Raw genomic sequence first — 25,324 nt, forward strand, 5'->3', positions numbered from 1 at the left:
AATGGCGACGATAGTACCACCAGCCGACATTAGCTGGTAATGCAAATTTAGCCCGCGTTATCGTTTGTTCATTCTGCAGACAACATCAAGCGCAGCCGACCACCGGTTCCCCATATTTGGCATTGCCAGGCATCGCCTCGCTGGCTCAATTGATTCAAATAAGCGTTACCTAAAGTGCCTAACGGAACACCATTACTGATTTGCACCTGGTGTTCGCCGGTATTTAACGTCGCATTCAGCCCCGCAGAAACCAGAATGAGATTTTTCAGTTCGCGATGATAATAGCCAACTAATAGCGGAAACTGACCCGGCAGATTGGCCTGACGGAGTAAATGGTTTACCTGCTTCAATAACGCGCCCAACTCTGGCAACCGTTGATTTTGATGTGCAAGCTGTTCCTGTAATAATCCGTTAAACAATGCGCGTAATAACAAGGCAGCAAGTACGCCATTATGTCCAGCTCTGGTGACATCAAGGCAATAAAATGCCAGATCGTTTTCCGAAAGTGCGGCAATATCAAGCACCAGGCCGGGTTTGTCCGCGGCAACCAATTGACGATAATTAACCCGGCAATGGGAAATCACCTGCTGAACCGGCGGTTGCAATTCCTGTAATAATTTCGCCGCTGCGGCAGGGTTATCAACCATTGCATCCCAGTCGCGAAAAAGCCTCTCCTCTTCCTCAACGCGGGAATTAAACATGCTGGGATAGAGACAGGCAAAAACCATCTCGCGCAAGCGATTCAGATCTTTAACTGGTTTCAGCAAAACATCTTCAACGCCCAGACGTAACGCTTTGGCAATATCTGCCATATTTTCAGTGGCAGATATCACGAGAACAGGTGTCTGGTCACCTCTGTTGCGTATATGTTCCAGCAGTTTAAGCCCGTTCATTCGTGGCATCGCGATATCACATATCATCAGGTCTGGAGTGAAACCTCCCAGCAACTCAAGGGCATCCACCCCATCAGCCGCCAGTACCGTTGTCGCTCCCAATGAGGAAAACCACGAATCCAGAAGCGAGCGAAATACCTGCTCATCTTCAACAATGAGAATCTGTTTTCCGACCAATGGCTGCGTCATGTTCTCTCCCCTGACTGGCTTTACTCAATAGTGGCATGCTATTGCCACCTGCGCCTGTCAGAATTAACTTAAGTGTAGATAAAAATTCTGGTCAAATGTTGGTGCGTACCAACGGCAAAAGTTCGTCCATTTTCTTTTCCACTGCCAGCTGCCCGGCCGCAATGGCAGCGTGCGCGCGATGGAAATCAAGCGTAGATATTTGCGGGCAAACAGGTTGAATCAGAATATCGGGCGGATCACCTGCCATGCGGTTCCTTTTAAGACGGTTCTCCAGCACCTGGATAGAAGTGGTCATAATCTCTGTTGCCGTTGGCGCTGTCACCGCCCGACGTGTCGTTATGCTGCCCAACCTTTCTTTCAGACGCGCATGCCACGGCAGAGAATCACCATTCTCGCTATTTTCTTCACTGACATTAAAGGAGAGCAGATCTTGTTGCATCAAATGAGCATCGTGCTGCAGGTCGACCGCTATCACAATATCAGCACCCAATGCACGCGTGAGCGAAATAGGAATTGGGTTAACTACAGCGCCATCAACCAGCCAGTAGCCGTTATGCGCAACGGGTGCCATTAGTCCTGGAATACTGCATGATGCACGAATAGCAAGATGGAGATCGCCTTCAGTAAACCATAATTCGCGCCCAGTACTTAAATTGGTGGCAACAGCCGCGAAGCGACGGGAACAATTTTCGATCTCTGTTTCCGGCATTATTTCGCGATATTGATTGAAGACACGCTCGCCGCGCAGTAACCCACCGCGCTGCCAGGAGAGATCCATCAGGCGTAAAACATCCCAATAACTGAAAGAGGTCACCCAATCTTCCAGCGCAGATAATCGATCGCATGCATAGGCAGCGCCCACCAGCGAACCAATTGAACATCCTGCAACGATATCAATTTCAATACCCACTTTTTTTAGCGCATTAATAACGCCAATATGCGACCAACCTCTCGCCGCGCCAGATCCCAGCGCCAGCCCTATTTTTATCTTTCTCATTATTCCCGCAAGATTCCCCTGGAATGCAATCGTAGCAACATCGCTACTGCTCGGTTAACATAGTGCTACTCAGGCGGTTAATACGCCGTTATTGTTTCCAGGGAGATTATTTGTGTCTCAGCTTTGTCCCTGTGGTAGTGCTGTCGAGTATAGCCTATGTTGCCACCCTTATGTGTCTGGTGAAAAGGTTGCACCTGATCCAGAACATCTCATGCGTTCGCGTTACTGCGCTTTTGTGATGAAAGACGCAGATTATTTAATAAAGACCTGGCATCCATCTTGTGGAGCGGCGGCGTTACGTGCCGAATTGATTGCCGGATTTGCGCATACTGAATGGTTGGGATTGACCGTATTTGAACATTGTTGGCAGGACGTCGACAATATCGGATTTGTCAGTTTTGTTGCGCGATTTACCGAAGGTGGCAAAACAGGTGCAATCATTGAACGTTCGCGATTTTTGAAAGAAAACGGTCAATGGTACTATATTGACGGTACACGTCCGCAGTTTGGCCGCAACGATCCCTGCCCTTGTGGTTCAGGTAAAAAATTTAAAAAGTGCTGCGGCCAATAATGGTTGACGGTACGGTTTAGCAAACACTCTCAACAAGGTTTTTCCAGCAATGCATTCACTCCAACGTAAAGTTCTGCGTACTATTTGTCCGGACCAAAAAGGTCTGATCGCACGTATTACCAATATTTGCTACAAGCACGAGTTAAATATCGTACAGAACAATGAATTTGTTGATCACCGTACCGGGCGCTTTTTTATGCGCACGGAACTGGAAGGAATTTTTAATGATTCCACCCTGCTGGCGGATCTCGACAGCGCATTGCCAGAAGGCTCCGTACGTGAGCTGAATCCTGCTGGTCGTCGCCGGATAGTGATTCTGGTCACTAAAGAGGCGCATTGCCTTGGCGATTTGTTGATGAAAGCCAATTACGGCGGCCTGGATGTCGAAATCGCGGCAGTTATTGGTAACCACGATACTTTACGTTCTCTGGTTGAGCGTTTCGATATTCCGTTTGAGCTGGTAAGTCATGAAGGATTAAGCCGCAACGAGCACGATCAAAAGATGGCGGATGCCATTGATGCTTATCAGCCTGACTACGTGGTGCTGGCGAAGTATATGCGGGTATTAACGCCAGAATTTGTGGCACGCTTCCCGAATAAGATCATCAATATTCACCATTCATTCCTGCCAGCGTTTATCGGCGCACGTCCTTATCACCAGGCCTATGAACGTGGCGTGAAGATTATTGGCGCAACCGCTCACTATGTGAATGACAATCTGGACGAAGGTCCAATCATCATGCAGGACGTTATTCATGTCGATCATACCTACACAGCTGAAGATATGATGCGCGCAGGTCGTGACGTCGAGAAAAACGTCTTAAGTCGCGCACTCTACAAAGTACTGGCGCAGCGCGTCTTTGTTTACGGTAATCGGACGATTATTCTTTAATCGCCAGCAAAAATAACTGGTTACCTTTAATCCGTTACGGATGAAAATTACCCAACCAGTTCATTTTTCTCAACGTAACACTTTACAGCGGCGCGTCATTTGATATGATGCGCCCCGCTTCCCGATAAGGGAGCTGGCCAGTAAAAAGCATTACCCCGTGGTGGGGTTCCCGAGCGGCCAAAGGGAGCAGACTGTAAATCTGCCGTCATCGACTTCGAAGGTTCGAATCCTTCCCCCACCACCATCTCAAACATTACCTCAAAATTTGAATTACCCCTGGTGGGGTTCCCGAGCGGCCAAAGGGAGCAGACTGTAAATCTGCCGTCATCGACTTCGAAGGTTCGAATCCTTCCCCCACCACCATCACTTTCAAAAGTCCCTGAACTCTCAAACGAATCCGTAATTAAATATTCTGCCCAAGCGGGGAAGGATGAGAAGCTTCGACCAAGGTTCGACTTGAGCGCCAGCGAGAGAGCGTTGCCGCAGGCAACGACCCGAAGGGCGAAGCGCGCAGCGCTGAGTAATCCTTCCCCCACCACCATCACTTTTCAAAAGTCCGTGAACTCTCAAACGAATCCGTAATTAAATATTCTGCCCATGCGGGGAAGGATGAGAAGCTTCGACCAAGGTGCGACTCGAGCGCCAGCGAGAAAGCGTTGCCGCAGGCAACGACCCGAAGGGTGAAGCGCGCAGCGCTGAGTAATCCTTCCCCCACCACCATCACTTCCTGTAAATACTCAAAACCTGTTACTCCGAGCTAATTCTACCCAATGGCACCGCGTTTACCGGACCTACAATATCCTCCCCTGTAGGTCGGATAAGCGAAGCGCATCCGACAACTCACCCCGTACCGTGCCCATAAAAAAACCCCGCCGAAGCGGGGTCTATGCAAACTAAAATTCGCTTAGTGACGAGCGCGCACCAGCTGATACTTACGTGTCAGATACTCCACCGGTACGCTCCAGATGTGCACCAGACGTGAGAACGGGAACAGCAAGAATAACGTCATCCCCAGCACCAGGTGCAGACGGAAGATAAACGCCACACCATCAAGGTGTTGAGAAGCGCCACCGTGGAAGGTCACTACCGACTGCGCCCAGCCAACCAGTTTCATCATCTCGCTACCGTCCATATGCTGGGCGGAGAACGGAATGGTCAGCAAGCCCAGAGCGCACTGGATAACCAGCAGAGACAGGATCAGGATATCCGCTCCGGTAGTCGTTGCACGCACGCGTGGGCTGAACAGACGACGTTTCAGCAACAGCACGCCGCCAATCAGACACAGCACGCCGCTGGCACCACCAGCAAACATCGCCATTTTCTGTTTCACTTCAATCGGCAGCCAGGCTTCATACATCCAGTGCGGCGTCAGCATACCGAAGAAGTGACCGACAAAAATCCCCAGAATACCGATATGGAACAGGTTCGACGCCAGGTTCATCCCTTTGCGATCCAGCATCTGGCTGGACGCCGCGCGCCAGGTGTACTGCCCGTAGTCATAACGCAGCCAGCTACCAATCAGGAAGACCGCCCCGGCTATGTACGGGTAGATATCAAAGAAGAACATATTCAGGAATTGCATTAGTGCTGTCCTCCGGTGGTGATATTCAGATATTGCGGCGCGACGGCACCGGCAAAGCGACGCTGATGAGCAGTGATTGCTGAATCACCGCAGCCTTTGTCAGCAAAGAATTTAACCTGCTCTTCTTCCCAGACGGCATCCAGCGCCTGCGGCGTATCGTCGCGCGCTTCGTCGGCAATTTTTTCCGCCACTTTGTCGCTGTCGATAGCGGTATTCGCCAGTTTCAGCAGCAGATCAAACAGCACGGCATAACGGCTTTCACGCTGTTGCAGACGCGCACTCAGCAATGCCAGAATCGGCGCAATATCTTTCAAACCCTCCACGGCTTCGATTTGCGGCAGCTGCGCCAGGTACTCCAGATACAGCGGCAGATGGTCGGGCAATTCGCGGCTGTTTAACTGCAAGCCGTGCTGCTCGTACTGTGCCAGCAGGTCAACCATTGCCTGACCACGGTCGCGGGATTCCCCGTGAACATGTTCAAACAGCAACAGCGACGTGGCACGACCACGGTCGAACAGTTCGCTGTACTGCGCCTGAGCATCGAGCGGATCCATCGCCGTTAAATCGCGCAGGAAAATGCCCAGCGCATGGGCATCTTCTTTCGACAGATTTTTCGACGCGGCAATCGCCTCAAACATCTCTTGTTGATGCTGCCATAAGGCAGCATCCGGATATTCAAGGAGACGCGATACAATCACGAGTTCGATCATGGGTGCGGCTCCGTTTTGCTCGTTACGTCAATGGCATCGATACGGCGGCTGTTGAACAGATTGAATTTGGTATCTGAACCGTGGCAGCCATCACCAAAGGTAAAGCCGCAGCCATTTTTCTCCGGGAAGGCTTCCCGCGCCAATTCACGATGACTGCTCGGGACCACAAAGCGATCTTCGTAGTTAGCAATCGCCAGATAACGGTACATCTCCTGTGCCTGGGTTTCGGTCAGACCGACCTCTTCCAGAGCACGGGTATCAACTTTACCGTCAACGGTTTCAGCACGTTTGTAATGACGCATCGCCAGCATACGTTTCAGCGCGCGCAGTACCGGTTTGGTATCACCGGCGGTCAGCAGATTCGCCAGATACTGTACCGGAATACGCAGGCTTTCGACGTCTGGCAGAATGCCGTTGCTACCCAGCTCACCCGCGTCTGCTGCAGACTGAATCGGAGACAGAGGCGGCACGTACCAGACCATCGGCAGTGTGCGATATTCCGGATGCAGCGGCAGCGCCAGTTTCCATTCCATCGCCATTTTATAAACCGGCGACTGCTGTGCGGCTTCAATAACGCTCAGCGGAATACCGTCTTTAATTGCCTGCTCGATGACTTTCGGATCGTTCGGATCGAGGAACACCTCCAGCTGACGCTGGTAGAGATCTTTCTCGTTCTCGGTGCTGGCTGCACGTTCAATGGCGTCCGCATCGTACAGCAGCACGCCGAGATAACGGATACGACCGACACAGGTTTCAGAGCACACCGTCGGCTGACCCGCTTCAATACGCGGATAGCAGAAGATGCACTTCTCAGACTTACCGCTCTTCCAGTTGAAGTAGATTTTTTTGTATGGGCATCCGGTGATGCACATACGCCAGCCACGGCATTTATCCTGGTCGATCAGGACGATGCCATCTTCTTCACGCTTGTAAATCGCACCGCTCGGGCAGGTCGCCACACATGCCGGGTTCAGGCAGTGTTCGCACAGGCGCGGCAAATACATCATGAAGGTGTTTTCGAACTGGCTATACATCGCCTTCTGGATGTTGTCGAAGTTCTTGTCTTTCGCCAGCTTGTCAAACTCACCGCCCAAGTCATCTTCCCAGTTCGGCCCTTTTTCGATTTTCGCCATACGTTCGCCGGTAATCAGCGAACGCGGACGGGCAATCGGCTGCGATTTGCTGCCTTCCGGCGCGGTATGCAGGTTCTGATAATCAAAATCGAACGGCTCGTAATAATCGTCGATCCCCGGCAGATGCGGGTTAGCGAAGATTTTACCCAGCAGCATGGCACGGTTACCCATGCGCGGCTGCAGTTTGCCGTTGATTTTACGAATCCAGCCGCCTTTGTATTTTTCCTGGTTTTCCCAGTCAGTCGGGAAGCCCTGGCCCGGCTTGGTTTCCACGTTGTTGAACCACGCGTATTCCACGCCTTCGCGGCTGGTCCAGACGTTTTTACAGGTAACTGAACAGGTGTGGCAGCCGATGCACTTATCGAGATTCAGCACCATGCCGACTTGTGAACGAATTTTCATTTTACGCTCTCCTGTACCTGGTCATTGCCTTCGCCATCTAACCAGTCAATGTTCTTCATCTTACGCACTACAACAAACTCATCGCGGTTAGAACCTACGGTGCCGTAGTAGTTAAAGCCGTATGCCAGATGGGCATAGCCGCCAATCATATGCGTCGGTTTCGGCGTGATACGGGTGACCGAGTTATGGATACCACCACGCTGTTGGGTAATTTCCGAACCAGGCAGGTTAACGATACGTTCCTGCGCGTGGTACATCATGGTCATCCCTGCCGGAACACGCTGGCTGACAACCGCACGGGCAGTCAGAGCACCGTTGCTGTTGAAGACTTCAATCCAGTCGTTATCGGCGATACCCAGCTCTTTGGCATCGGCTTCACTCAGCCAGACCACCGGACCACCGCGACCTAAAGTCAGCATCAGCAGGTTGTCGCTGTAGGTGGAGTGGATACCCCACTTCTGGTGTGGCGTCAGGAAGTTGAGCGCTTTTTCCGGGTTGCCATTGGATTTCTGGCCCATCACTTCTTTCACCGAACGGGTGTCGATCGGCGGACGATAAACCAGCAGGCTTTCACCGAAATCACGCATCCATTGGTGATCCTGATACAGCTGCTGACGGCCAGAGAGCGTACGCCACGGGATCAGCTCGTGAACGTTGGTGTAACCGGCGTTGTAAGAAACGTGTTCATCTTCAAGGCCAGACCATGTCGGGCTGGAGATGATTTTGCGCGGCTGTGCCTGAATATCGCGGAAGCGAATCTTCTCGTCTTCTTTATTCAGCGCCAGATGCGTATGGTCACGGCCGGTAAACTCGCTCAGGGCAGCCCAGGCTTTTACAGCTACCTGACCGTTGGTTTCCGGTGCCAGCGTCAGGATCATCTCTGCCGCATCAATTGCGGTATTGAGCATCGGCTGACCTTTTGCCGGACCTTCCGCTTTGGTGTAGTTGAGCTTACGCAGCAGATCCATCTCGCTCTGGGTGTTCCAGGCAATCCCTTTACCGCCGTTACCGATTTTCTCCATCAGCGGGCCGATAGAGGTAAAGCGCTCGTAAGTTGCCGGATAATCGCGCTCTACGACCATAATGTGTGGCGCGGTTTTACCTGGGATCAGGTCGCATTCGCCTTTTTTCCAGTCTTTCACATCCAGCGGTTGCGCCAGTTCAGCGGCAGAGTCGTGCTGGATAGGCAGCGTGACGATGTCAGTTTCTTTACCCAGATGACCAACGCACACTTCGGAGAATTTCTTCGCGATGGCTTTGTAGATTTCCCAGTCGCTTTTCGCTTCCCAGGCCGGATCGACCGCCGCAGACAGCGGGTGAATAAACGGATGCATATCCGAAGTATTCATGTCGTCTTTTTCGTACCAGGTCGCCGTCGGCAAAATGATGTCGGAATAGAGACAGGTGCTAGACAGACGGAAGTCCAGCGTCACCACCAGATCCAGCTTGCCTTCCAGACCGTTGTCCTGCCATTCCACTTCTTCCGGCTTCACGCCGCCCTGCTGCCCCAGGTCTTTGCCCTGGATACCGTGCTCCGTCCCCAGCAGGTACTTGAGCATAAACTCATGACCTTTACCGGAAGAACCGAGCAGGTTAGAACGCCAGATGAACAGGTTACGCGGGTGGTTTTTACCGTTTTCCGGCTGTTCCGCAGCGAAACGGATAGAACCCTCTTTCAGGGATTTCACCGTATAGTCCACCGGATTCATCCCGGCTTTTTCTGCTTCGCGAGCGATGGTTAGCGGGTTAGTGCCTAACTGCGGCGCAGACGGCAGCCAGCCCATACGTTCTGCACGGACGTTAAAGTCGATCAGATGTCCGGTATAACGGGATTTATCCGCCATCGGCGACAGCAACTCTTCTGCGGTCACGGTTTCATAACGCCACTGGCTGGAGTGGTTATAGAAATAAGAAGTGCTGTTCATGTGACGCGCCGGACGCTGCCAGTCAAGGGCAAACGCCAGCGGCTGCCAGCCGGTTTGCGGACGCAGTTTTTCCTGACCTACATAGTGCGCCCAGCCACCACCGCTCTGACCGACACAGCCGCAGAAAATCAGCATGTTGATCAGACCACGATAGTTCATATCGAGGTGATACCAGTGGTTCAGCCCCGCACCGACGATAATCATCGAACGACCGTGCGTCTTGTCAGCGTTATCGGCAAATTCACGGGCGATGCGAATAATCTGGCTGCGAGAAACGCCAGTGATTTGCTCGGCCCACGCAGGGGTGTAAGCTTTCACGTCGTCATAGCTGGTTGCACAATTAACGTCGTTCAGGCCACGTTCCAGACCGTAGTTTGCCAGCGTCAGATCATAAACGGTGGTCACCAGGGCGGTGCTGCCATCAGCCAGTTGCAGGCGTTTCACCGGCAGCTTGTGCAGCAGCACGTTTTCCAGTTCCACTTTGTTGAAGTGTTCCGTGCCGTCGCCACCAAAGTACGGGAAGCCCACCTCAGCGATCTCATCCTGGCTACCCAGCAGGCTCAGTTGCAGCTCGGTTTCTTCGCCAGTTTTGCCGTCGCGCTGTTCAAGATTCCATTTGCCCTTCTCGCCCCAGCGGAAGCCAATAGAACCGTTCGGCGCAACCATTTCGCCATTGGTATTAAAGGCGACAGTTTTCCATTCCGGATTGTTTTCCTGGCCCAGCGCATCCACCAGATCGGCAGCGCGCAGCATACGACCTGCGGCGTAGTAACCGTCGCGTTCTTCCAGCATCACCAGCATCGGCATGTCGGTGTAGCGACGCACATAGTCGGTGAAATACTGGCTTGGGTTGTCGAGGTGGAATTCACGCAGCATTACGTGGCCCATCGCCAGCGCCATTGCTGCGTCGGTGCCCTGTTTCGGTGCCAGCCACAGATCGCACAGTTTGGCGATTTCAGCGTAGTCTGGTGTGACGGCAACAGTTTTGGTGCCTTTGTAACGCACTTCAGTAAAGAAGTGAGCATCCGGGGTACGCGTCTGCGGCACGTTTGAACCCCAGGCGATGATGTAGCTGGAGTTGTACCAGTCAGCAGATTCCGGTACGTCAGTTTGCTCGCCCCAGGTTTGCGGAGACGCAGGAGGCAGGTCGCAGTACCAGTCGTAGAAGCTTAAGCAAGTACCGCCAATCAGCGAGAGATAGCGTGCACCCGATGCGTAAGAAACCATCGACATTGCCGGAATTGGCGAGAAGCCAGCGACACGGTCCGGGCCGTAGTTTTTGATGGTGTAAACGTTAGATGCGGCGATCAGTTCGTTCACTTCCTGCCAGGAAGAACGAACAAAACCACCGCGTCCACGCGCCTGCTTAAAGCTTTTCGCTTTATCGGCGTCTTCAATGATAGAAGCCCATGCCTCAACCGGATCGCTATGCAGCGCCTTCGCTTCACGCCACATTTTCATCAGGCGTTTGCGCATCATCGGGTATTTCAGGCGGTTGGCACTGTAAAGATACCAGGAGTAGCTGGCACCACGCGGGCAGCCGCGAGGTTCATGGTTTGGCAGGTCCGGGCGAGTACGCGGATAGTCAGTCTGCTGGGTTTCCCAGGTCACCAGACCGTTTTTAACGTAGATTTTCCAGCTGCAGGAGCCGGTGCAGTTTACCCCGTGGGTAGAGCGGACGATTTTGTCATGCTGCCAACGCTGGCGATATCCATCCTCCCAGTCACGGTTGGTATTGAGAAGCTGGCCATGCCCATCGGCAAAGGTTTCACCCTTCTGTTTGAAGTAGCGAAACCGGTCCAGGAATTTACTCATCGGTTTTCTCCTGTGGGAGCCTGTCGGCCCTCTGATAAATCGACATTGCTAATGTTTAAGGGCAAGGTAACGCTCTGAAACAGCGTGGGAATTGATAACGATCAAGAGTGATGGGGATGAAAAATAAAGTAAATTCCTAAGATACCCCTTTAGGATAATTAACAGCCACAACATAACAGACTGTAAATTAAGACGTTTTAGACCTGTAGTTATTTAAACCATTAAGATTTTTATGCAGATGGGTATTAAGGAGTATTCCCCATGGGTAACATATTAATGGCTCTTAATGAAATCCGGCGAAATAAACCACTCACACATGAGTATGTTGTAACTAAACGACAGATAAAAAAAGCGCGACATCATGCCGCGCAAAGGATAATCAAATATTAAGATTTATTTTTTAGAATGCCGACCATATACCGCCCAGGTAATCACTACACAGGCGATATAGAAAATCAAAAATACTTTCATTGCGCCGACTGGCGAACCCGTTAATGCCAGCGAGCTACCGAACGCTTTCGGGATAAAGAAGCCACCAATCGCGCCAATCGCAGAGATGAAACCCAGCGCCGCCGCCGTGTCGGTTGCCGCTTCACGCATCGCACGTTCGTCAGAACCCCCTTCTGCTTTCACGCGATCCATTGTCAGTTTACGGAAGATCACGGAAATCATCTGGAAAGTGGAACCACTACCCAGCCCAGCTGTCAGGAACAGCGCCAGGAAGACTGCGAAGAACGCCATGAAGCTTCCGCCCTGTCCGTCAGTCGGTAAGGTCAGGAACAGCAGGCCGCTGAAAATCGCCATCAGGATAAAGTTCACCAGTGTGACACGAGTTCCGCCCAGACGGTCAGATAATGCACCACCTGCAGAACGCGCCAGCGCACCAATAAACGGCCCGAAGAAAGCGTATTGCAGAATCTGAACATCCGGGAACTGCGTTTTTGACAGCATCGCAAAGCCCGCGGAGAAGCCGATGAAGGAGCCGAAGGTTGCCAGATACAGCAGGCTCATAATCCACAGATGACCCCGTTTGAGTACCGGCAACTGCTCCTTGATGGAGGCTTTCGAGGTAGCAAGATCGTTCATGCCAAACCACGCCGCAATGGTGAAGATGGCAAGGAACGGCACCCATACCCAGGACGCATTCGCCAGATACAGCTCAGTCCCATCCGGCTGTTTGACACCCTGGCTACCAAATACTGCGAAAATCGACAGTGATACCACCAGCGGAGCAACCAACTGCATGACGCTGACGCCCATGTTGCCCAGACCACCATTCAGACCCAGCGCGCCACCCTGCTTCTGTTTCGGAAAGAAGAAGCTGATGTTTGCCATACTGGAAGCGAAGTTCGCGCCAGCAAAGCCGCACAGCAGAGAGATGATGATGAAGACGCTATAAGGCGTGGAGGTATCCTGCACGGCAAAACCCAGCCAGACGCAAGGAATAATCAGAATACCGGTGCTGAACGCCGTCCAGCGACGACCACCGAAGATAGGAACCATAAAGGAGTATGGAACACGTAATAACGCGCCAGAAACCGAAGGCAGCGCAGTCAACATAAATAGCTGATCGGTCGTAAAATTAAAACCAACTTTTGGTAAGTTCACCGCAACAGCGCTGAACAACATCCATACGCAAAACGCCAGCAGCAGACAGGGAACGGAAATCCACAGGTTGCGGCTGGCAATACGTTGACCGCGTTGTTGCCAGAACGCAGGATCTTCCGGTCGCCAATCTGTAATGACAGCTCCAGTAGCCCTTTCGGGGGCGGATGAGTGACTCATAGACACCTCTGATACTCGTTTCGATGTCTGCCACCTTAGTGTCTGTAGCTAAAGGCAATTTGATGTAAATCAAACGATAAGATAACTTTATCTATCATTGATATTTATCATTACCCATAGTGAGTACAGTGATTTCATAAAAATTATGAGATTTTTCACGGTGCTGTAAAATCCCTACCCTTACCGATGTAAAGCGACTAACCACACGGCAAATAAGGAGTAACTCTTTCCGGGTATGGGTATACTTCAGCCAATAGCCGAGAATACTGCCATTCCAGAATGTATCGTCACATTCATTAAGGTTATTGCTCATTTAAAGCCTGAAGGAAGAGGTTTACATGCTTAAACGTTGTCTCTCTCCGCTCACCCTGGTTAATCAGGTTGCGCTTATTGTGTTGCTTTCTACTGCTATTGGACTGGCAGGGATGGCGGTTTCTGGCTGGCTGGTGCAAGGCGTTCAGGGCAGCGCGCATGCGATCAACAAAGCGGGATCGCTGCGCATGCAAAGTTACCGTCTGTTGGCAGCAGTGCCATTAAGCGAGAAAGACAAGCCCTTAATTAAAGAAATGGAACAAACGGCATTTAGCGCCGAGTTGACTCGAGCAGCGGAACGAGACGGACAACTGGCGCAATTACAGGGTTTACAAGATTACTGGCGTAATGAACTGATCCCTGCGCTGATGCGTGCACAAAACCGCGAAACGGTGTCAGCGGATGTCAGCCAGTTTGTTGCCGGGCTTGATCAGCTGGTATCTGGTTTTGACCGCACCACGGAAATGCGCATTGAGACAGTGGTGCTGGTCCATCGGGTAATGGCGGTATTTATGGCACTTTTACTGGTGTTCACTATTATCTGGTTGCGGGCGCGATTGCTACAACCGTGGCGGCAACTGCTGGCAATGGCGAGTGCCGTCAGTCATCGCGATTTTACCCAACGCGCAAACATCAGCGGGCGCAACGAAATGGCGATGCTTGGAACTGCGTTGAACAATATGTCTGCAGAATTGGCCGAAAGTTATGCCGTACTTGAGCAGCGGGTTCAGGAGAAAACCGCCGGGCTGGAGCATAAAAATCAGATCCTCTCTTTTTTATGGCAGGCCAACCGCCGATTGCATTCCCGCGCCCCGCTGTGTGAACGCCTGTCACCTGTACTCAACGGCTTACAGAATTTGACCCTGCTACGTAATATCGAACTGCGGGTGTATGACACTGATGATGAAGAGAATCATCAGGAGTTTACCTGCCAGCCAGATATGACTTGTGATGATAAAGGCTGCCAGCTCTGCCCACGCGGCGTATTACCCGTTGGCGATCGCGGCACAACCCTGAAGTGGCGGCTGGCTGACTCTCATACGCAGTACGGTATTTTGCTGGCGACTCTGCCGCAGGGGCGTCATCTTAGCCATGATCAACAACAACTGGTGGATACCCTGGTTGAACAACTCACCGCCACGCTGGCGCTGGATCGCCATCAGGAACGTCAGCAACAGTTGATCGTGATGGAAGAGCGTGCCACCATTGCGCGCGAACTGCATGATTCTATTGCCCAATCTCTCTCTTGCATGAAGATGCAGGTGAGTTGTTTACAGATGCAGGGCGATGCGCTGCCAGAAAGCAGCCGCGAACTGTTAAGTCAGATCCGTAACGAACTGAATGCATCCTGGGCGCAGTTGCGTGAATTGCTCACCACATTCCGCTTGCAGCTCACCGAGCCTGGATTACGTCCAGCGCTGGAGGCGAGTTGCGAAGAGTACAGCGCCAAATTTGGCTTCCCGGTGAAGCTGGATTATCAATTGCCACCTCGTCTGGTGCCTTCGCATCAGGCAATCCACTTGTTGCAAATTGCCCGTGAGGCATTAAGTAACGCCCTCAAACATTCGCAAGCGAGTGAGGTCGTGGTGACGGTGGCGCAAAACGATAATCAGGTCAAACTGACCGTCCAGGATAACGGCTGCGGCGTGCCTGAAAATGCCATCCGCAGCAATCACTACGGCATGATAATAATGCGCGACCGTGCGCAAAGTTTACGAGGCGATTGCCGCGTCCGCCGTCGTGAATCAGGTGGCACCGAAGTGGTGGTCACCTTTATTCCCGAAAAAACTTTCACAGACGTCCAAGGAGATACCCATGAGTAATCAGGAACCGGCTACTATCCTGCTGATTGACGATCACCCGATGCTGCGAACTGGCGTAAAACAGCTTATCAGTATGGCACCAGATATCACCGTGGTTGGCGAAGCGAGTAATGGCGAACAGGGTATTGAACTGGCGGAGTCTCTTGATCCCGATCTGATCCTGTTAGATCTCAATATGCCCGGCATGAATGGTCTGGAAACGCTGGATAAACTGCGCGAAAAGTCCCTCTCCGGGCGCATTGTGGTATTCAGCGTTTCTAACCATGAAGAAGATGTGGTCACCGCACTGAAACGCGGCGCGGATGGCTATCTGTTAAAAGATATGGAACCGGAAGATCTGCTGAAAGCATTGCATCAGGCTGCTGCTGGCGAAATGGTATTAAGCGAAGCATTAACGCCTGTTCTGGCCGCCAGCTTGCGCGCTAACCGTGCCACTACTGAACGCGATGTTAACCAGTTAACCCCACGCGAGCGCGATATTCTCAAGCTGATTGCCCAGGGTTTACCGAACAAGATGATTGCCCGCCGCCTGGATATCACCGAAAGCACAGTAAAAGTGCACGTCAAGCACATGCTGAAGAAAATGAAGCTCAAGTCTCGCGTGGAAGCAGCAGTATGGGTGCATCAGGAGCGCATTTTCTGATTACAGTTCCCAGCGCAGTTCGTCGTTTGACAATGCGTCGAACGGTTCGACAAGCGTTAGCGTGATCTCATTGGAGGAGACACGCTGCCCCTGGTTATCTTCCACCACTACAGATAATCGCCAGTGATTGCTTGCCCCTTCCCCGTTTTGCCAGTCAGGCATGATCAGCGTCCAGCCCTCCGCGCTGTTGGCTTGTGCACCCGGCGTCAAACTTAATATCTGCGTATCGCCCTGCCAAATCAGTTGCCGAATACCGTAACGACTGCGGATTTGTAATTTCAGCGGCACTGTTTCGCCAGGTTTTAGATCCCACGGAGGTGTCGCCAGAAACACCGTTAACGTTTTTCGCTGTCGGTACTCAAGAGTCGGTAGATTATTTCGCTGCGGATTGTCATAGCGACTACCACGTAACGACTGACTTTCGGCAACCTCGCCCGCAGAAAGTTGTTTTTTGAGCGGGACACCAAAGCGGTAGTTAAGATTCAGCCCGAGGTTATTTTGATTCTCACCACTTTCACCCTGTTTATGCTGGGCCGTCACAGTGACTAAGGGCACAGGGGTGTAATTTAATCCCAGACTCAATGCGACAGGATTGTGATAACCCGTACCAGAATTAAACAAATCAACACGTTCACCAAAATACTGTTCTACGCTGACACTGGTATTGAGGTGTTGATAAAACGGCATGCGCATCCGGGCTGTCAGGTCGTACCCGCGCGCCATCCGTTGTTCCTGCGTGGCTGTCTGTTCATGCCATGCAGCAAACGGCTGATAAAAGTTTGCCGATAGTCGCAAATATTCGCCCCACGCTTCGGCACCGAAGCCCGCTCGCTGAAGATTTTCGTCCAGCAAGTTGTCATAAAAAGTGTTATAACCCACCAGCCAGCTGCCGCGCGCCCAGCGTTGCCCAACGCCCACATTGCTCACCAACCCATCATCCTGCTGAGTAAGACCAAGCTGGCTCCAGGTGAGATAACGATCATTATCTTGTAACGGCACAAACCAGCTTCCACGACTGCCGGTGAAATGTCCTTCGTTATCCACTTTGACGTCAACACTGGCATTTCCCCACGGTGATAGCCAGGACTCTACGTGCTGATTAACCTGTTGACTAAGCGCGTCGCGGACTTTTCCCAATGCGAAAGCTTTTGCCTGCTCGCCAGTATCCAGCCCGTTATCATTCATACTGGTTTCGCCGAAATCTTTCACAATTTCAGCAAAGTGTTTTTCCCCATCATGATTTTCAGGTGCCATGCCTAAATCCGGCAGACCATCATTGTTATTATCAAAGGGATTTGCCGCTTTTTGCTCGAAGGTAGATTGTGCGTTAGCTGTACCGCCTGCCGCCAGCAAGAGTAAATAAAACGGAATAATGCGAAGAACGAAACGGCTCAAAACGTCGGTAACTTCCGGTAAAAAATGAAAAACCATAGCCCTAAAGAATAACGATTACTGGCAACTTTTGTCGTATTTTCTCGCGCTTTCAGGAAAATCCTTAAAAATGTGACCGATTGGTCAGACGCTGCAGAAGCAGTAAGATAGAAGATGAGTGTCTAATTCCCTGAATACAGGAGTAAATAATGCAAAAAATCGTGATCGTTGCCAATGGCGCACCTTACGGGAGCGAATCCTTGTTTAACAGCTTGCGGCTGGCCATTGCGTTACGAGAGCAGAAGAGCAATCTGGATCTGCGCCTGTTCCTGATGTCTGATGCGGTCACAGCCGGGTTGCGCGGGCAAAAACCAGGGGAAGGCTACAACATTCAGCAAATGCTGGAGATCCTTACCGCTCAGAATGTACCGGTGAAATTGTGCAAAACCTGTACTGACGGACGCGGGATTAGCACACTTCCTCTGATTGATGGGGTGGAAATCGGTACTCTTGTGGAACTGGCGCAATGGACGCTGTCAGCCGATAAAGTGCTCACATTTTAATGTTTGAGGGGGCGTCTGACGCCCCACTATGAGGGAAGTTTACTCAGGCGAATCCCGGCCGTAACACAGCATCCGGATAATTCTCCGCCAGCAGTTTTTTTACCGATACCAGCAAATCATTCAGCCCATCGTCCTGCATTCCCAGTTTGATAAGCTCCTGTTCCAGTGAAAACAGGTATTGTGCGTTGGTTCCCAGTGGACCGCTCGCCGCCGCAATCAACGGCGCGATGACCTGAGCGCGAGTGTCAGATTCATATTCTGGATGTCGCGGGTCCATAATAAACACAATGGCGTTTACTGTGCGTCCATCATCAAGATCAAGCTGACACCAGGTTGGCAGATAACAGCCGGTAATCATCTCGCGCTTCCACAACAGGGTTAGTTCCTGCTCCAGCGTCTCTTCTGGCAGTCGATAGGCAACGCCTGTGGTGCGTCCGCCCTCTTTCAGTGCAAGCATCCGTCCCGGCTGGTGCGCAGTCCCGCGCCCGGCGGTCAGGCGCAGGCAAAACGCACGATGCCATCCAACCAGTGTACCGGTGCACGACTCGGTAAACTCCAGTGCCGGATTCCACATCAACGATCCATAACCGAAGATCCACACCGGTCCCTCATCAGGTCGACAAGCCAGCGTCGCCGCCAGCGAAGCCGCCCGTTGCTCTGCTGACCATAAGAGTGATTCTTCAATGGCACCAAATGCCGTTTTACAATCGGCATTCATCAAGAAATCACGCGTTATCACCTTACACCTCCGCCACTGCATACTTCCCTGCGACAACTTTTTGGTGTCTTCCGGACATTTTTACTGCTCATTTTGAAACCACTAACGGGACAATATGCAATCCACGGACCACTTGCAAGGCAACACCGCACGAATAGCTTTAACTAAGCTACCGGTTTTACGATTTTTTATGCCATTTATCATCATCCCCTTTGGCATATTCATGCTTCACAGCAGCCCAGGCCACTTTATGCGCGGTTTCTTCGCGACTGGCGTCATCACGCCGATCTTCTTTATCTTTATATTGATCCCATGCGCTGTTAAACGCTTCTTTATAGATATCCTGGGCATGAGACGGAAGCACGTGCTTTACGCTTTCCGGCAGATCGCTTTTCGTTTTATACGGCATCGTTGACTCCTTTTACAAAGTTGAACATTAAGTGTGGTCAACAATATCCACTCTTGCCAAAACATAAGAATTTTCATGTCAGACTCTTCTTAAGAAACGCTAAAACAAACATTGTCTAAACGCATTGCTTATTTTTATGGCCAGATGGGTAAAAAATCGACAGCGGGGTAAAAATTCGTAAAATGTTACCGATATCCAGACACTTTCTGTTATTTTTCCTACCTATTTTTTACATTTTCGATAAATTCATCTGCAAAGGGATAACCATAATGTCAAATGCTCAAGAGGCGGTAAAAACCCGCCACAAGGAGACTTCGCTTATTTTCCCGGTTCTGGCGCTGGTAGTGCTGTTCCTGTGGGGAAGCAGCCAGACACTACCAGTGGTCATTGCCATCAATCTTCTTGCTCTTATTGGTATTTTAAGTAGCGCCTTTAGTGTTGTCCGTCATGCGGACGTATTAGCCCATCGCCTGGGAGAACCTTACGGTTCGCTTATTCTTAGCCTTTCAGTGGTTATTCTTGAAGTCAGTTTGATTTCAGCTTTAATGGCAACCGGCGACGCCGCACCAACGCTAATGCGTGATACGCTCTATTCAATCATTATGATTGTTACCGGTGGGCTGGTTGGCTTTTCATTATTGTTGGGCGGTCGTAAGTTTGCCACCCAATATATGAATCTGTTTGGTATCAAGCAGTATTTAATTGCGCTGTTCCCCCTGGCGATAATCGTACTGGTATTTCCAATGGCTCTGCCTGCGGCGAATTTTTCAACCGGTCAGGCGTTACTGGTAGCATTAATTTCTGCGGCAATGTATGGCGTATTTTTGCTGATCCAGACCAAAACGCATCAAAGTTTATTTGTCTACGAGCACGAAGATGACAGTGATGATGACGACCCGCACCACGGTAAACCGTCTGCCCATAGCAGCCTGTGGCATGCTATCTGGTTGATTGTCCATCTGATTGCCGTTATTGCGGTGACCAAAATGAACGCCAGCCCGCTGGAGACATTGCTCGACAGCATGAATGCCCCTGTCGCCTTTACTGGCTTCCTGGTGGCTCTGTTGATTCTGTCGCCGGAAGGTTTAGGTGCGTTAAAAGCAGTGTTGAACAACCAGGTCCAGCGCGCGATGAATCTGTTCTTTGGTTCAGTGTTAGCAACCATTTCGCTTACCGTACCTGTCGTCACGCTAATTGCCTTTATGACGGGTAACGAATTGCAGTTTGCACTTGGTGCGCCAGAAATGGTGGTGATGGTGGCCTCTTTAGTGCTGTGCCATATCTCCTTCTCCACCGGACGTACTAACGTGCTCAATGGCGCAGCGCATCTCGCACTGTTTGCCGCCTATTTGATGACGATATTTGCCTGACAGTTATATCTCCTCCGATGACAGAAATCGGGGGAGATAATATAAATTCCTGCTTATTGTATTTCTTCATACTACCTGAACAGGTTGTTAATCAGAATTGCGAGCCTGTACCAGAACCTGCACGAAACCACTGCAACAGCTGTTGAAAAGCCGGAATGTACTCTTTATTGCAAACATTTCAGGGATGAAGTGAAGATGAATTGAGACGTAGTATCCACACCAAGCCGGCGTTATCCGGTGAGGCGCAATGTTGCGGGGGCTTTATCCCTGGTGGCATTGGTTGCTGGAAAGAGAAAACCCCCGCACGTTGAGAGGTAAAACCTGACAACAGAACGGGGGCTAATCTTGAACCATCAACAATTCAAGAATAGCCGCAAAATGTTGTCATTACAACAAGGCGGCTATATGACGCTCGCGCAGTTTGCCATGATTTTCTGGCACGACCTGGCAGCACCGATCCTGGCGGGAATTATTACCGCAGCGATTGTCAGCTGGTGGCGTAACCGGAAGTAAGGTGAAAACGGGCGTCAGGCTGCCGTGATGGCAATATGCGCCCGAAACCGGCCGCAGGGGTAACAGCCTGCGGCCTTTTTTGTCTTTATCTCTTCCACAAGTAAATATTGGCAACCCGAGCTGGAAGCATCATCCAGAGCACTCATGAAACGACTGTAACAGCTGTTGAAAAACCGGAATGCACTCTTCATTGCATACATTTCAGGGATGAAGTGAAGATTAATTGAGTCGTAGTATCCACACCAAGCCGGCGTTATCCGGTGAGGCGCAATGTTGCGGGGGCTCTATCCCTGGTGGCATTGGTTGCTGGAAAGAGAAAACCCCCGCACGTTGAGAGGTATAACCTGACAACAGAACGGGGGCTAATCTTGAACCAGAACAATTCAAGAATAGCCGCAAAATGTTGTCATTACAACAAGGCGGCTATATGACGCTCACGCAGTTTGCCATGACTTTCTGGCACGACCTGGCAGCACCGATCCTGGCGGGAATTATTACCGCAGCGATTGTCAGCTGGTGGCGTAACCGGAAGTAAGGTGAAAACGGGCGTCAGGCTGCCGTGATGGCAATATGCGCCCGAAACCGGCCGCAGGAGTAACAGCCTGCGGCCTTTTTTGTATCCGGCCCCATGAAAAAAGCCTTAACGCAGAACGCTAAGGCTTTAGTTTTCAAGCAAAAAAGATTACTTGCTGGTATCCAGTTCTTCGAAACCTTTCACCAGATCATCAATCGCTTTCATCTGCTTGAGGAACGGTTCCAGTTTAGCCAGCGGCAGCGCGGATGGACCATCACATTTCGCATGTTCCGGATCCGGATGCGCTTCAATAAACAGCCCCGCCAGACCTACCGCCATACCGGCACGTGCCAGCTCAGCAACCTGGGCGCGACGACCGCCGGAAGCTGCGCCAAACGGATCGCGGCATTGCAGTGCGTGGGTAACGTCGAAAATCACCGGTGAATTACCAGACACTTTCTTCATGATGCTGAAGCCCAGCATATCAACAACCAGGTTGTCATAGCCGAAGTTAGCACCGCGATCGCAAAGAATCACTTTTTCGTTGCCGCCTTCTTTGAATTTATCAACGATATTACCCATCTGTCCCGGGCTGACAAACTGCGGTTTCTTGACGTTAATTACCGCACCGGTTTTCGCCATGGCTTCAACCAGGTCAGTCTGGCGAGCAAGAAACGCCGGCAACTGAATCACATCCACAACATCAGCAACGGGCTGAGCCTGGCTTGGTTCGTGAACGTCGGTGATAATTTTCACGCCAAAAGTCTGCTTCAACTCCTGGAAGATTTTCATCCCTTCTTCCAGGCCCGGTCCACGATAAGAGTGGATGGAGGAGCGGTTGGCTTTGTCAAAAGAGGCTTTGAACACGTAAGGGATACCCAGTTTCTGGGTCACGGTTACGTAGTGCTCGCAAATGCGCATCGCCAGATCGCGAGATTCCAGCACGTTCATACCGCCAAACAGTACGAACGGCAGGTCATTTGCTACGTTGATGTCGCCAATGCTAACCACTTTTTGTTTCATAGGATCGCCTTAATCTTGAGTAAAATGTCGATTAATTAATGCAGCACAATATGTTTATGCGCGATGTTATTTATTTGCGCACGGATCATTTCGCTGATCGGGTCTTCCGGACACTGTTCAACGAAATAACTTAAATCGTTCAACGCAACGTGTTCGCAATCCAGTTGCGCATAAATCAAACCGCGATCGCGAATTTCATAGGGATCTTCCGGGTTGAATTGTAATAAAGCTTCGCTGGTGCGTAACGCCAGCTCCATCTGATTTTCTTCCATCAATGAAGCTTTGAGTGTATCCAGCAATTTGCGGATTACCTCAATGTTATCAGCTTCATCAAGGTCTTCATAAAACAGTTCCGCCGACGGGCTGATATTTCCCTTTAACCATACGTCCAGCATATGTTCGCTTAACGATTCACCGTTAAAAGGATTAATCAGCCAAATTTCGCCATCCGGACATTCAATGCGCAATATCAGCTGCGTCGGGAAAATCACCGGCAATAGCGGCAAATCGAGACGATTCGCGACCCATAATAAAACGGCACCTAATGATACCGCACTGCCCTGTCGATTCTTTAACACCTGGTCCAGCCATAATGCATCGGAAAGACGATAAACGCCGCGTGAGGCTTTAAATCCCCAGTCGCCGTAAAACAGCGCGATCAGTTTTTCCAGCTGCTCTTCTAAAGGCAGAAGCTGGCTGATTTCTTCCTTCGCCAGACTAACGAGACGCTCCAGTTCGTCGTAAACATCTTGCGAGGGAAAATCGCGGCGGATTGCTTCGCAAGCCAGGATCATGCCTTCGCACAATGGCGCTTTATTAAATTCGAAATCAGCTAACGATCTCATGACTTACCCCAGTAACGGTACTTTTGTGGTGGCGAGTTTAATGATGATGTACAGCACCACCAACGCCAGCGGGAAGGCAATAATGCGCGCCTGCTGACTGTGCATACGACGATAATCGAGTGCAATAAAACCCAAAACGATATAAATGATAACTCCAAACAGCTTTTCAGTCAGCCACTGTGCCTGCCCGGAAAATGGCAGGATGTGCGCTTTAGCCATCAACGCAATGCCGCTTAACAATAACAGCGTATCGACAACCGGCGGCACAATGCGCGTCCAACGAGCAAATGCCTGTGGATGCTTCTGATAACGTAGCCAGAAACGTAAGGTTAATAGCCCTACAGAAAGCGCAATGCTAATGAGATGAACGCTAAGCAGTGTAGAAAAACTTGTCATTGATAATAGCGGCCGAGCGTTACGCGCTCGTTATCACCATAGTCCCGACAGGTTTCGACGTAATGATATCCCGCGTGGATAAATGCCTGTCGCACCGCTTCGCCCTGCTGCCAACCATGTTCCAGAAGCAGAAAGCCGCCGGATACCAGCGCGTTACGCGACTGTTCGATGATATGCACGATGTCTGCCATTCCACTGTCTGCCGCAACCAGCGCAGTGAGCGGCTCAAAGCGAACATCGCCTTGTTGAAGATGTGGGTCCTGCTCGTCAATATACGGAGGATTACTGACAATCATCGCAAACTGCTGCCCGGCTAGCGCGCTAAACCAGTCGCTTTGCAGAATATGGATGTTTTTGATCGCCAGATTCTGGGCATTACGTTGCGCCAGAGAGACAGCATCGGGCATACGATCTACAGCGGTAATTTCGCAGTCCGGGCGCTCGCTAGCCAGCGCCAGCGCAATCGCCCCGGTACCCGTCCCGAGATCGAGAATACGGCAAGGTTGTTCAGGCAACCGCGCCAGTGCCTGCTCCACCAGACACTCCGTATCCGGGCGCGGAATTAAGGTCGCTGGCGAAACAAATAACGGCAACGACCAGAATTCTCGCACCCCGGTTAAATGAGCAATAGGTTCACCATCGCGACGACGCGTCAGTAGCGCATCAAGTTGCTGACATTGTTCGTCAGTCAGCTGCGTTTCACCAAAGGCGAGAATAAAAGTACGCCCTTTGCCGGTAACATGCTCCAGCAGGATTTCAGCATCACGCCGCGGGCTTTCGCTCGCCTGAAGTTGGCTTATTGCTTCACGTAACCAGTGTTGATATTCCATTATTCCTGCTCGGACAACGCCGCCAGTTGGTCGGCCTGATGTTCCTGGATAATCGGTTCAATCAGCATATCCAGCTTACCTTCCATCACTTCATCCAGGCGGTAGAGCGTCAGGTTGATGCGGTGATCGGTAACGCGCCCCTGCGGGAAGTTGTAAGTACGGTTACGGTCGCTGCGATCGCCACTCCCCAGCAGGTTACGACGGGTAGACGCTTCGGCCTGTTGCCGTTTTGCCATTTCTGCAGCGTGGATGCGAGCACCGAGTACAGAAAGTGCTTTAGCTTTGTTTTTATGTTGTGAACGTTCGTCCTGACATTCAACAACAATCCCGGTCGGCAAGTGAGTAATACGAATTGCCGAATCGGTGGTGTTAACGTGCTGACCACCCGCCCCTGACGAGCGGAAAGTATCAATGCGTAAATCTGCCGGGTTGATGTCCGGCAGTTCTGCGTCAGGCAGTTCTGGCATTACCGCAACGGTACAAGCAGAAGTATGAATACGCCCCTGCGATTCCGTAGCAGGAACACGTTGCACGCGATGACCGCCAGATTCGAATTTCAAACGACCATATACACCATCACCGCTAATTTTGGCGATGATCTCTTTATAACCACCATGTTCACCCTCGCTGGCGCTCATGATTTCTACACGCCAGCGGCGGGCTTCGGCGTAACGGCTGTACATACGGAACAGATCGCCAGCGAAGAGCGCCGCTTCGTCGCCGCCGGTTCCGGCACGGACTTCGAGGAAGGCGTTACGTTCGTCATCAGGATCTTTTGGTAGTAACAGAACCTGTAATTGCTGTTCCAGTTGCTCGCTTTTTTCTTTAGCTTCGCGCAGTTCATCCTGCGCCATCTCACGCATTTCAGGATCGTCGAGCATCATCTGTGCGGTTTCGATATCTTCCTGAACCTGTTGCCAGTCGGTAAAACAGCGCGAAACATCACTTAACTGCGCATATTCGCGTGATAATGCGCGAAAACGTTCCTGGTCGGCGATAGTTTGCGCGTCACCCAGCAACGCCTGAACTTCTTCATGGCGTTCATGCAGGGCTTCCAGTTTGGCAACGATAGAAGGCTTCATAGGCGTAAATGCACCCTG

At 51.2% G+C, this 25,324-nt stretch carries 23 protein-coding genes, 2 tRNA genes and 2 other RNA genes; 12 read left to right on the plus strand and 15 right to left on the minus strand.

Annotation, left to right across the window (positions count from 1 at the left end; genetic code table 11):
* Positions 1 to 68: 68 nt before the first annotated feature.
* Complete coding sequence (gene rssB, locus ACK8NJ_RS13285) at positions 69 to 1,082, minus strand: two-component system response regulator RssB (protein WP_411961695.1); 1,014 nt, start codon at positions 1,080 to 1,082, stop codon at positions 69 to 71.
* Positions 1,083 to 1,173: 91 nt separating this feature from the next.
* Positions 1,174 to 2,079 (minus strand): patatin-like phospholipase RssA, encoded by a 906-nt coding sequence (rssA, locus tag ACK8NJ_RS13290; RefSeq protein WP_001226476.1) that lies wholly within the window; start codon positions 2,077 to 2,079, stop codon positions 1,174 to 1,176.
* A gap of 112 nt (positions 2,080 to 2,191) precedes the next feature.
* Here rssA and ACK8NJ_RS13295 point away from each other — a divergent pair, with 112 nt between their 5' ends.
* The 6 genes from ACK8NJ_RS13295 (at position 2,192) to ACK8NJ_RS13320 (ending at position 4,262) form a co-directional block, all read left to right on the plus strand.
* Positions 2,192 to 2,650: a YchJ family protein gene (locus ACK8NJ_RS13295; protein ID WP_001310025.1), complete on the plus strand. Its 459-nt coding sequence runs from the start codon at positions 2,192 to 2,194 to the stop codon at positions 2,648 to 2,650.
* A gap of 49 nt (positions 2,651 to 2,699) precedes the next feature.
* Entirely contained in the window at positions 2,700 to 3,542 is an 843-nt protein-coding gene (purU, locus tag ACK8NJ_RS13300; protein ID WP_000555849.1) for a formyltetrahydrofolate deformylase, read from the plus strand.
* Positions 3,543 to 3,701: 159 nt separating this feature from the next.
* A tRNA-Tyr gene (locus ACK8NJ_RS13305) sits at positions 3,702 to 3,786 on the plus strand.
* Positions 3,787 to 3,820: 34 nt separating this feature from the next.
* Positions 3,821 to 3,905 (plus strand) — tRNA-Tyr (locus ACK8NJ_RS13310).
* A gap of 46 nt (positions 3,906 to 3,951) precedes the next feature.
* Positions 3,952 to 4,083, plus strand: a non-coding RNA gene (locus ACK8NJ_RS13315) — RtT sRNA.
* A gap of 47 nt (positions 4,084 to 4,130) precedes the next feature.
* Positions 4,131 to 4,262: non-coding RNA, RtT sRNA (locus tag ACK8NJ_RS13320), on the plus strand.
* 184 nt (positions 4,263 to 4,446) lie between these two features.
* Here the strand turns inward: ACK8NJ_RS13320 and narI are convergent.
* The 5 genes from narI to narK form a co-directional block, all read right to left on the minus strand.
* Positions 4,447 to 5,124 (minus strand): respiratory nitrate reductase subunit gamma, encoded by a 678-nt coding sequence (gene narI, locus ACK8NJ_RS13325; RefSeq protein ID WP_001160110.1) that lies wholly within the window; start codon positions 5,122 to 5,124, stop codon positions 4,447 to 4,449.
* Positions 5,124 to 5,834 (minus strand): nitrate reductase molybdenum cofactor assembly chaperone, encoded by a 711-nt coding sequence (gene narJ / locus ACK8NJ_RS13330; RefSeq protein ID WP_000571693.1) that lies wholly within the window; start codon positions 5,832 to 5,834, stop codon positions 5,124 to 5,126. The genes narI and narJ overlap by 1 nt, the downstream gene beginning before the upstream one ends.
* On the minus strand, positions 5,831 to 7,369 hold the full coding sequence (gene narH / locus ACK8NJ_RS13335) for a nitrate reductase subunit beta (protein WP_024243739.1): 1,539 nt from the start codon (positions 7,367 to 7,369) through the stop codon (positions 5,831 to 5,833). Before narH ends, narJ begins: the two co-directional genes overlap by 4 nt.
* Positions 7,366 to 11,109 carry a nitrate reductase subunit alpha gene (locus tag ACK8NJ_RS13340; protein WP_411961696.1) on the minus strand — a complete coding sequence of 1,248 codons (3,744 nt, stop codon included), beginning with the start codon at positions 11,107 to 11,109 and terminating at the stop codon, positions 7,366 to 7,368. The genes narH and ACK8NJ_RS13340 overlap by 4 nt, the downstream gene beginning before the upstream one ends.
* A gap of 393 nt (positions 11,110 to 11,502) precedes the next feature.
* Positions 11,503 to 12,894 carry a nitrate transporter NarK gene (narK, locus tag ACK8NJ_RS13345; RefSeq protein WP_000019836.1) on the minus strand — a complete coding sequence of 464 codons (1,392 nt, stop codon included), beginning with the start codon at positions 12,892 to 12,894 and terminating at the stop codon, positions 11,503 to 11,505.
* Between the two features lie 338 nt (positions 12,895 to 13,232).
* Between narK and narX the strand changes: the two genes are divergently transcribed.
* Both narX and narL read left to right on the plus strand, forming a co-directional pair.
* Positions 13,233 to 15,029, plus strand: a complete 1,797-nt coding sequence (narX, locus tag ACK8NJ_RS13350) for a nitrate/nitrite two-component system sensor histidine kinase NarX (protein ID WP_077477958.1) — start codon at positions 13,233 to 13,235, stop codon at positions 15,027 to 15,029.
* Positions 15,022 to 15,672 (plus strand): two-component system response regulator NarL, encoded by a 651-nt coding sequence (gene narL / locus ACK8NJ_RS13355; RefSeq protein WP_000070491.1) that lies wholly within the window; start codon positions 15,022 to 15,024, stop codon positions 15,670 to 15,672. Before narX ends, narL begins: the two co-directional genes overlap by 8 nt.
* Here the strand turns inward: narL and ychO are convergent, their stop codons facing one another.
* Entirely contained in the window at positions 15,673 to 17,067 is a 1,395-nt protein-coding gene (gene ychO / locus ACK8NJ_RS13360) for an inverse autotransporter invasin YchO (RefSeq protein WP_411961697.1), read from the minus strand. It abuts the gene before it with no gap.
* A gap of 185 nt (positions 17,068 to 17,252) precedes the next feature.
* Here ychO and ychN point away from each other — a divergent pair, with 185 nt between their 5' ends.
* A complete protein-coding gene (ychN, locus tag ACK8NJ_RS13365) occupies positions 17,253 to 17,606 on the plus strand; it encodes a DsrE/DsrF/TusD sulfur relay family protein (protein ID WP_205933703.1) in 354 nt (117 codons plus the stop codon).
* 43 nt (positions 17,607 to 17,649) lie between these two features.
* On the opposite strand, the gene chaC is transcribed toward ychN, so the two are convergent.
* Together chaC and chaB are read right to left on the minus strand one after the other, a co-directional pair.
* Positions 17,650 to 18,345 carry a glutathione-specific gamma-glutamylcyclotransferase gene (gene chaC / locus ACK8NJ_RS13370; protein ID WP_012311798.1) on the minus strand — a complete coding sequence of 232 codons (696 nt, stop codon included), beginning with the start codon at positions 18,343 to 18,345 and terminating at the stop codon, positions 17,650 to 17,652.
* Positions 18,346 to 18,502: 157 nt separating this feature from the next.
* The gene (gene chaB / locus ACK8NJ_RS13375; protein WP_001146444.1) at positions 18,503 to 18,733 is read right to left on the minus strand and encodes a putative cation transport regulator ChaB; all 231 of its coding nucleotides are present in this window, start codon (positions 18,731 to 18,733) and stop codon (positions 18,503 to 18,505) included.
* 269 nt (positions 18,734 to 19,002) lie between these two features.
* On the opposite strand from chaB, the gene chaA reads away from it, so the two are divergent.
* The 3 genes from chaA to ACK8NJ_RS13390 all read left to right on the plus strand — a co-directional run bounded on the left by chaA (position 19,003) and on the right by ACK8NJ_RS13390 (position 21,151).
* Positions 19,003 to 20,103, plus strand: a complete 1,101-nt coding sequence (gene chaA / locus ACK8NJ_RS13380; RefSeq protein ID WP_000063608.1) for a sodium-potassium/proton antiporter ChaA — start codon at positions 19,003 to 19,005, stop codon at positions 20,101 to 20,103.
* Between the two features lie 405 nt (positions 20,104 to 20,508).
* Entirely contained in the window at positions 20,509 to 20,616 is a 108-nt protein-coding gene (locus tag ACK8NJ_RS13385; RefSeq protein ID WP_000170955.1) for a type I toxin-antitoxin system toxin Ldr family protein, read from the plus strand.
* Positions 20,617 to 21,043: 427 nt separating this feature from the next.
* Positions 21,044 to 21,151, plus strand: coding sequence for a type I toxin-antitoxin system toxin Ldr family protein (locus ACK8NJ_RS13390; protein ID WP_000176713.1), 108 nt, complete (start codon positions 21,044 to 21,046; stop codon positions 21,149 to 21,151).
* 147 nt (positions 21,152 to 21,298) lie between these two features.
* Here the strand turns inward: ACK8NJ_RS13390 and kdsA are convergent, their stop codons facing one another.
* Genes kdsA through prfA form a run of 5 tightly spaced genes read right to left on the minus strand, consistent with a single transcriptional unit; the run spans position 21,299 to position 25,306 of the window.
* Complete coding sequence (kdsA, locus tag ACK8NJ_RS13395; protein WP_000811065.1) at positions 21,299 to 22,153, minus strand: 3-deoxy-8-phosphooctulonate synthase; 855 nt, start codon at positions 22,151 to 22,153, stop codon at positions 21,299 to 21,301.
* A 35-nt stretch (positions 22,154 to 22,188) separates the two neighbouring features.
* The gene (gene sirB1, locus ACK8NJ_RS13400; protein WP_001257044.1) at positions 22,189 to 22,998 is read right to left on the minus strand and encodes an invasion regulator SirB1; all 810 of its coding nucleotides are present in this window, start codon (positions 22,996 to 22,998) and stop codon (positions 22,189 to 22,191) included.
* A gap of 3 nt (positions 22,999 to 23,001) precedes the next feature.
* Entirely contained in the window at positions 23,002 to 23,394 is a 393-nt protein-coding gene (gene sirB2 / locus ACK8NJ_RS13405) for an invasion regulator SirB2 (protein WP_000200374.1), read from the minus strand.
* Complete coding sequence (gene prmC, locus ACK8NJ_RS13410; protein WP_411961698.1) at positions 23,391 to 24,224, minus strand: peptide chain release factor N(5)-glutamine methyltransferase; 834 nt, start codon at positions 24,222 to 24,224, stop codon at positions 23,391 to 23,393. Before prmC ends, sirB2 begins: the two co-directional genes overlap by 4 nt.
* Complete coding sequence (gene prfA, locus ACK8NJ_RS13415; RefSeq protein ID WP_000804726.1) at positions 24,224 to 25,306, minus strand: peptide chain release factor 1; 1,083 nt, start codon at positions 25,304 to 25,306, stop codon at positions 24,224 to 24,226. Before prfA ends, prmC begins: the two co-directional genes overlap by 1 nt.
* Positions 25,307 to 25,324: the final 18 nt, after the last annotated feature.

The sequence above is a fragment of the Escherichia sp. F1 genome (genome assembly GCF_046764225.1).
Lineage (GTDB): Bacteria > Pseudomonadota > Gammaproteobacteria > Enterobacterales > Enterobacteriaceae > Escherichia > Escherichia coli.

Excerpts from the sequence above, each read along its gene's own strand:
- chaB (WP_001146444.1), bottom strand. The coding sequence starts at position 18,733 with ATGCCGTATAAAACGAAAAGCGATCTGCCGGAAAGCGTAAAGCACGTG.
- narI (WP_001160110.1), bottom strand. The coding sequence starts at position 5,124 with ATGCAATTCCTGAATATGTTCTTCTTTGATATCTACCCGTACATAGCC.
- narH (WP_024243739.1), bottom strand. The coding sequence starts at position 7,369 with ATGAAAATTCGTTCACAAGTCGGCATGGTGCTGAATCTCGATAAGTGC.
- purU (WP_000555849.1), top strand. The coding sequence starts at position 2,700 with ATGCATTCACTCCAACGTAAAGTTCTGCGTACTATTTGTCCGGACCAA.
- prmC (WP_411961698.1), bottom strand. The coding sequence starts at position 24,224 with ATGGAATATCAACACTGGTTACGTGAAGCAATAAGCCAACTTCAGGCG.
- narL (WP_000070491.1), top strand. The coding sequence starts at position 15,022 with ATGAGTAATCAGGAACCGGCTACTATCCTGCTGATTGACGATCACCCG.
- narX (WP_077477958.1), top strand. The coding sequence starts at position 13,233 with ATGCTTAAACGTTGTCTCTCTCCGCTCACCCTGGTTAATCAGGTTGCG.
- prfA (WP_000804726.1), bottom strand. The coding sequence starts at position 25,306 with ATGAAGCCTTCTATCGTTGCCAAACTGGAAGCCCTGCATGAACGCCAT.
- ychN (WP_205933703.1), top strand. The coding sequence starts at position 17,253 with ATGCAAAAAATCGTGATCGTTGCCAATGGCGCACCTTACGGGAGCGAA.
- ACK8NJ_RS13385 (WP_000170955.1), top strand. The coding sequence starts at position 20,509 with ATGACGCTCGCGCAGTTTGCCATGATTTTCTGGCACGACCTGGCAGCA.
- rssB (WP_411961695.1), bottom strand. The coding sequence starts at position 1,082 with ATGACGCAGCCATTGGTCGGAAAACAGATTCTCATTGTTGAAGATGAG.
- kdsA (WP_000811065.1), bottom strand. The coding sequence starts at position 22,153 with ATGAAACAAAAAGTGGTTAGCATTGGCGACATCAACGTAGCAAATGAC.
- narK (WP_000019836.1), bottom strand. The coding sequence starts at position 12,894 with ATGAGTCACTCATCCGCCCCCGAAAGGGCTACTGGAGCTGTCATTACA.
- narJ (WP_000571693.1), bottom strand. The coding sequence starts at position 5,834 with ATGATCGAACTCGTGATTGTATCGCGTCTCCTTGAATATCCGGATGCT.
- chaA (WP_000063608.1), top strand. The coding sequence starts at position 19,003 with ATGTCAAATGCTCAAGAGGCGGTAAAAACCCGCCACAAGGAGACTTCG.
- ACK8NJ_RS13340 (WP_411961696.1), bottom strand. The coding sequence starts at position 11,109 with ATGAGTAAATTCCTGGACCGGTTTCGCTACTTCAAACAGAAGGGTGAA.
- rssA (WP_001226476.1), bottom strand. The coding sequence starts at position 2,079 with ATGAGAAAGATAAAAATAGGGCTGGCGCTGGGATCTGGCGCGGCGAGA.
- sirB2 (WP_000200374.1), bottom strand. The coding sequence starts at position 23,394 with ATGACAAGTTTTTCTACACTGCTTAGCGTTCATCTCATTAGCATTGCG.
- ACK8NJ_RS13390 (WP_000176713.1), top strand. The coding sequence starts at position 21,044 with ATGACGCTCACGCAGTTTGCCATGACTTTCTGGCACGACCTGGCAGCA.
- sirB1 (WP_001257044.1), bottom strand. The coding sequence starts at position 22,998 with ATGAGATCGTTAGCTGATTTCGAATTTAATAAAGCGCCATTGTGCGAA.